Source organism: Rhizobium sp. BR 314, from assembly GCF_047445805.1.
GTDB lineage: Bacteria > Pseudomonadota > Alphaproteobacteria > Rhizobiales > Rhizobiaceae > Rhizobium > Rhizobium lusitanum_B.
In genome coordinates this window covers 1-5,069 of record NZ_JARWLA010000088.1, presented here as the reverse complement: position 1 = coordinate 5,069, position 5,069 = coordinate 1, and the positions used below count along the sequence as shown (strand labels likewise).

The 5,069-nt window shown below is 58.4% G+C and carries 5 protein-coding genes and 1 pseudogene; all 6 read left to right on the top strand.

The window, feature by feature from the left end; translation table 11 throughout:
* Positions 1-125 (top strand): annotated as a pseudogene (locus QD461_RS36325) (cytochrome d ubiquinol oxidase subunit 2); the annotation flags it as partial.
* A 17-nt stretch (positions 126-142) separates the two neighbouring features.
* Complete coding sequence (gene cydX, locus QD461_RS36320; RefSeq protein WP_184709074.1) at positions 143-268, top strand: cytochrome bd-I oxidase subunit CydX; 126 nt, start codon at positions 143-145, stop codon at positions 266-268.
* A 259-nt stretch (positions 269-527) separates the two neighbouring features.
* A complete protein-coding gene (locus QD461_RS36315) occupies positions 528-1,931 on the top strand; it encodes a PLP-dependent aminotransferase family protein (RefSeq protein WP_414091611.1) in 1,404 nt (467 codons plus the stop codon).
* A 187-nt stretch (positions 1,932-2,118) separates the two neighbouring features.
* Entirely contained in the window at positions 2,119-2,523 is a 405-nt protein-coding gene (locus QD461_RS36310; protein ID WP_414091610.1) for a DUF983 domain-containing protein, read from the top strand.
* 616 nt (positions 2,524-3,139) lie between these two features.
* Entirely contained in the window at positions 3,140-4,024 is an 885-nt protein-coding gene (locus QD461_RS36305; RefSeq protein ID WP_414091609.1) for a helix-turn-helix domain-containing protein, read from the top strand.
* A 201-nt stretch (positions 4,025-4,225) separates the two neighbouring features.
* On the top strand, positions 4,226-5,069 hold an 844-nt coding region (locus QD461_RS36300), incomplete at its 3' end, for a sugar ABC transporter substrate-binding protein (RefSeq protein ID WP_414091608.1).

The window sequence follows — 5,069 nt, the reverse complement described above, 5'->3', positions numbered from 1 at the left end:
TCATGCTCGTCGTCACCATCATCTTCCTGCCGATGATCCTGGCCTACACCGCCTGGGTCTACCGCGTGCTCTGGGGCAAGGTCGATGCCGAGACGGTCAACGACAAGGGCGGTCACGCCTACTAACCTCAAGGAGACTTCGCATGTGGTATTTCGCCTGGCTCCTCGGCCTCCCTCTCGCCGCTGCTTTCGCCGTCCTCAACGCCATGTGGTATGAGCTCATGGATGATCAGGCCAAGCAGAAGGCTGGCCGCAACCAAGGGAAATAAGCCCGGGGAGCTATCGCTCCCGGGAAAGCGGCAGGCCGGCTTCGACGGGCCTGCCGTCTTGGTTCAGAAATTTCGCTCAAGAGAGATCAATTCTCCATTCAGTCCAATCAATCTTGCCGGCCGCCGCATTTGTTTGGGATGAGGCCGCCCGCTTGCCCGAGCGCATGCGGTGTTTTTCTATGACTTGAATGGCGCGCAACAATATACCATCAATGTCGGTCAGGTTTCATTCCTGACGATCCCGACGCGGAGCATTGACATGAAGAACTGGCACCCCGATCTCAGCCGCTCCCCGAACCCGCGTTATATCGCCATCGCCGATCTGATCGAGATGGATTTGCGCAGTGGGGTTCTGGCCCCGGGCGATAGGTTGCCGCCGCAGCGGGAACTGGCCAAGCGCCTGAACATCGATTTCACGACGGTCGCGCGCGGCTATGTCGAGGCGCAGAAGCGCGGATTGGTCGGCTCGCACGTCGGCCGAGGAACCTTCGTGACTGGCGGCCAAACGCAAGAAGGTAAGAGTTTCGTCGCCGATATGGAGCCTGATCCGCGCCGGGTATCCGCGGTCGATTTTTCAATGAACCTGCCGCCCGATCCAACGGACCCCGACCTCATTGCCCGTATGCGTGACGGGATGTCGGCGGTGGCCGCGAATCTCGTTTCCTTGCTGCGCTATCAGGATTTCGGTGGTTCCGCCATGGATAAGGAGGCTGCCGCTGGCTGGCTTGGCCGTCGCGGCCTGATGCCGCCACTTGAGCGGATTTTCATCACGCCGGGAGCGCATCCGACGTTGCTTGCGATTTTCGGCCTGATCGCAAAGCCAGGTGATGTGGTGCTTTCCGAAAATGTCACCTATGCGGGCATGCGTTCGATCGCTGCTCAACTGCGTCTCAATCTTGTCGGTCTAGCGATGGACGAGCGGGGCATTTTGCCGGACGCTTTTGCCGAGGCCTGTGAAAAGACGCGTCCGAAGGCGCTTTATCTCAATCCGACACTGCAAAATCCACTGACGTTGACCATTCCGGAGGGGCGTCGGCGGGAAATTGCCGCAGTTGCACGTCGATATCAGGTGCCCATCGTGGAGGACGATGCCTATGGATTTATCCCTTCGCATGGGCCGCAGCCGATAGCGGCGATAGCGCCGGATCTGACCTGGCATATTGGCGGCCTTGCCAAATGTATCGGAGCAGGCCTCCGTCTTGCCTATACTGTCGTGCCGGAGGGCAAGGCAGTCTGGCCTTTCGTCAGCGCCATGCGGACCGGTAATGTCATGGCATCGCCTATTACCATGGCGCTGGCGACGCGCTGGATTGAAGATGGCACGGCCGATGCTATCCTGCGTTTCATAAGGACAGAGGCTGCCGTGCGACAGTCGATGGTCGCGAGCGCATTTCCGGCCGGCAGCTATCAGGCCGATCCGATCAGCTTCAACATTTGGCTGCCGCTGACCGATCGCTGGACCCGATCTACCTTCTCCAACCATGTGCGCAATTCGGGCATTGGAGTCGTGGCAAGCGACGCCTTTACCGTCGAGGGCCCTGCGCCCGAGGCCGTCCGGGTTTGCCTCGGTGGTCCTATTGGCCGCGACAGGCTGAAAAGTGCTCTGGACTTCATGGCGCATGCGTTAGCAGGCTCACCGGAAATGGCCGCCTCCGTCTTCTAGGCGCTACGACGCGCATTGCCATATTGTATGCACAATGATCGCATTTCTGCATCGGCTATCTGGCCCCAACTTACTGCGTCATTCTGGCGAATGGACTCGCATATTGCTTCTATTGTACCTATATTGAATGCAAGCAATACGACCATTGAATGCATTCTCGATGGTCTCTTTTGAAAGCGAGAGCGCCATGGATACCGAATATCCCCCACTAAGCCCGTTGCAGACCGGCCTACGCTGCCGTTGCCCGCGATGTGGTCAAGGCCGCATGTTCGATGGATTTTTGACTTTGCGCAAACGATGCGAAGCATGTGGCCTGGATTATTCCTTTGCCGACCCTGCCGATGGGCCGGCTTTCTTTGTCATTTGTTTTGCCTGCATTCCGAGCGTGCTGCTCGGTGTGTGGCTCGAAGTCGCCTTTTCCGCGCCGATCTGGGTTCACTTCCTGGTAACGGGGCCGTTCATGCTGGCGACCTGCATTCCACCGTTGCGGCCGCTCAAAGGCTGGTTGGTTGCGAGCCAGTATTTCTACAAGGCCGAGGAAGGCAAGCTCGTCCGCCTGCCGGAAACCGAGACGCTGCACTCAGCAAACTAATGTCTGTGGGGCTTCATCATGAATTGATCATGGCTGCGGCCAGACGGATGATGGCACCGCCATGCCGTGTGGATGCGAGCCTTATGATCGAAGTTAGATTCGACGATGGTCTGAACAAAAAATGAAGCTGCCGAAGCGGCAGTTTCGAGGTGGTGCACCTCACAATAGATAGTCTCAAGTAATAGCCTGGAAATATTCAAAATGGTGGATTGGTTCCCTATAGTCTTCATTCTGTTCAAGGTTACCGTGTTGGGCACGGGCATGTACTTCGCCATCAAATGGCATCACGATCAAGGAAAGAAGAAATAACGAAGCCAGCGGACCATTACTGGCGGCTGGCCAGCGGCACGCCGGCCATAGGTCCTTGTAAGCCTAAGGAGACTCTCAGCGCTCCGCGCCGGACATCGATGTTTCGGCATCACAGTGCCCATCCCACACTGCACATTCGATCAAATAAGCCGCCCTTCATGTCAAAAAAGTATCGATTGAACGTACAGGGCGTAGTAGCGGCAAGTTGCTGCAAGGCGTAGATTTGCCCTCGTAGAAGACGTTGTGGCCTCTGGGAGGAGGCGCCGCAGTCCTGGTGGCGCGCGGACGGACGAAAGGAGGCTGGCTGATGAATCCCGATTTGGAAGTGGTTGCGATCGGTAGCGGCGAGTCCTTTAAGGCCTGGGAGCACGGCTATCCCTACCGCACGGTTCGGTGGCACTTTCATCCCGAGTATGAGATCCACCATGTCGTCGCGACCACTGGGCAGTATTTCATCGGCGACTTCATCGGTGAATTCGAGCCGGGCAATCTGGTCCTGACAGGCCCCAACCTGCCGCATAACTGGGTAAGCGATGTGCCGGCGGGGGTTACGCTTCCCCTGCGTTGCCGCGTTCTGCAATTTTCCGAATTTTTCCTGGCTGAGGCGAGCCGTGTATTTCCGGAGCTGTCTGCCTGCGCGCCCATGTTGGAAACGAGCCGCCGAGGCGCACTTTTCACGCCTGAAACCGCTGCTATCGTTGGTCCCATCCTTGGTGAGCTTGTCGAGGCGACGGGTATTCGCCGCATCGAACGCTTCATGAGTGTTCTCAGTGCAATGAGCAATGCCCAGGGAACGCGTACGCTTGCGAGCGCCGGCTATCAGCCCGATCCATCTGGTTTCATGTCGGCGGGCGTCAATCAGGCGCTGGCTTACATCAACACTCACCTGACGGAGCCCTTCAGCGAAGGAGATCTTGCCGAGTTGACCGGCCAGAGTGCCAGTGCCTTTTCCCGCAGCTTTCGCCGCCATACCGGCATGGCGCTGGTGCAATATGTCAACCGGCTGCGTATCAACTTCGCGTGTCATCTGTTGATGAGCAAGACGGACATGACCATCACCGACATCTGCTTTGCGGCAGGCTTCAACAATATCTCGAACTTCAATCGGCGTTTTCTGGATCTGAAGGGCATGGCGCCCTCGCGCTTCAGATCGCTATTGGCACAGCACGCACGCGCGGTGGAGGCCGCCTAAAAAGGGAGGAACGGGAGGACTCAGCATTCAGGACAAGCGAACGGGCCGGCATCTCTGCCGCCTGAAGGAGAAGGCTTGTCCAAAATTTACCGCCGCGTCGACCAGGTCACCGGTCGCGGGCGAGCATCAAACAAGAGCATCGCGTGCTGACCGCCGTGATGACTGAGGGAAACCATTACCATTTGGAACGGAGAAATTCCAATGAACCATTTCGCACTCAAAATCGCCGGCGCCGCCGCGCTTGCAATCGGTGTTATGACCGGCACATCTGCCTTCGCGCAATCCGCCAAGGTCACGGACGCGACCGTCGCCTTCCTGATGCCCGACCAGAGTTCCACGCGCTATGAAGAGCATGATTTCCCCGGCTTCCAGGCCGAGATGAAGAAGCTCTGCACCGGCTGCAAGGTCATCTATCAGAACGCCAATGGCGATGCCTCGCGCCAACAGCAGCAGTTCAATTCGGCGATCTCACAGGGCGCGAAAGCGATCGTGCTCGACCCCGTGGATTCGACGGCCGCCGCTTCGCTGGTCAAGCTGGCGCAAAGCCAGGGCGTGAAGGTCATCGCCTATGACCGCCCGATTCCGTCGGCCGCCGCAGACTACTATGTCTCCTTCAACAATGAAGAGATCGGGAAGATCATCGCCAAGTCGCTGGTCGATCACCTCAAAGCCAAGGGCGTAAAGGCAGGAGATGGCGGCCTTCTCGAAATCAACGGTTCGCCGACTGACGCAGCCGCCGGCCTGATCAAGAAGGGCATCCATGCCGGTCTCGCCGATGGCGGTTATCCGGTGCTTGCAGAGTTCGATACGCCGGAATGGGCGCCGCCGAAGGCGCAGCAATGGGCAAGCGGCCAGATCACCCGCTTCGGCAAGAAGATCCTCGGTGTCGTTGCCGCCAATGACGGCACGGGTGGCGCGGCTGTTGCGGCCTTCAAGGCGGCAGGCTTCGATCCGGTTCCGCCGGTGACGGGCAACGATGCCACGATCGCCGGCCTGCAGCTCATCATTTCCGGCGACCAGTACAACACCATCTCCAAGCCGAGCG

Coding starts and splice junctions, on each gene's coding strand:
- cydX (WP_184709074.1), top strand. CDS start 143: ATGTGGTATTTCGCCTGGCTCCTCGGCCTCCCTCTCGCCGCTGCTTTC.
- QD461_RS36315 (WP_414091611.1), top strand. CDS start 528: ATGAAGAACTGGCACCCCGATCTCAGCCGCTCCCCGAACCCGCGTTAT.
- QD461_RS36310 (WP_414091610.1), top strand. CDS start 2,119: ATGGATACCGAATATCCCCCACTAAGCCCGTTGCAGACCGGCCTACGC.
- QD461_RS36305 (WP_414091609.1), top strand. CDS start 3,140: ATGAATCCCGATTTGGAAGTGGTTGCGATCGGTAGCGGCGAGTCCTTT.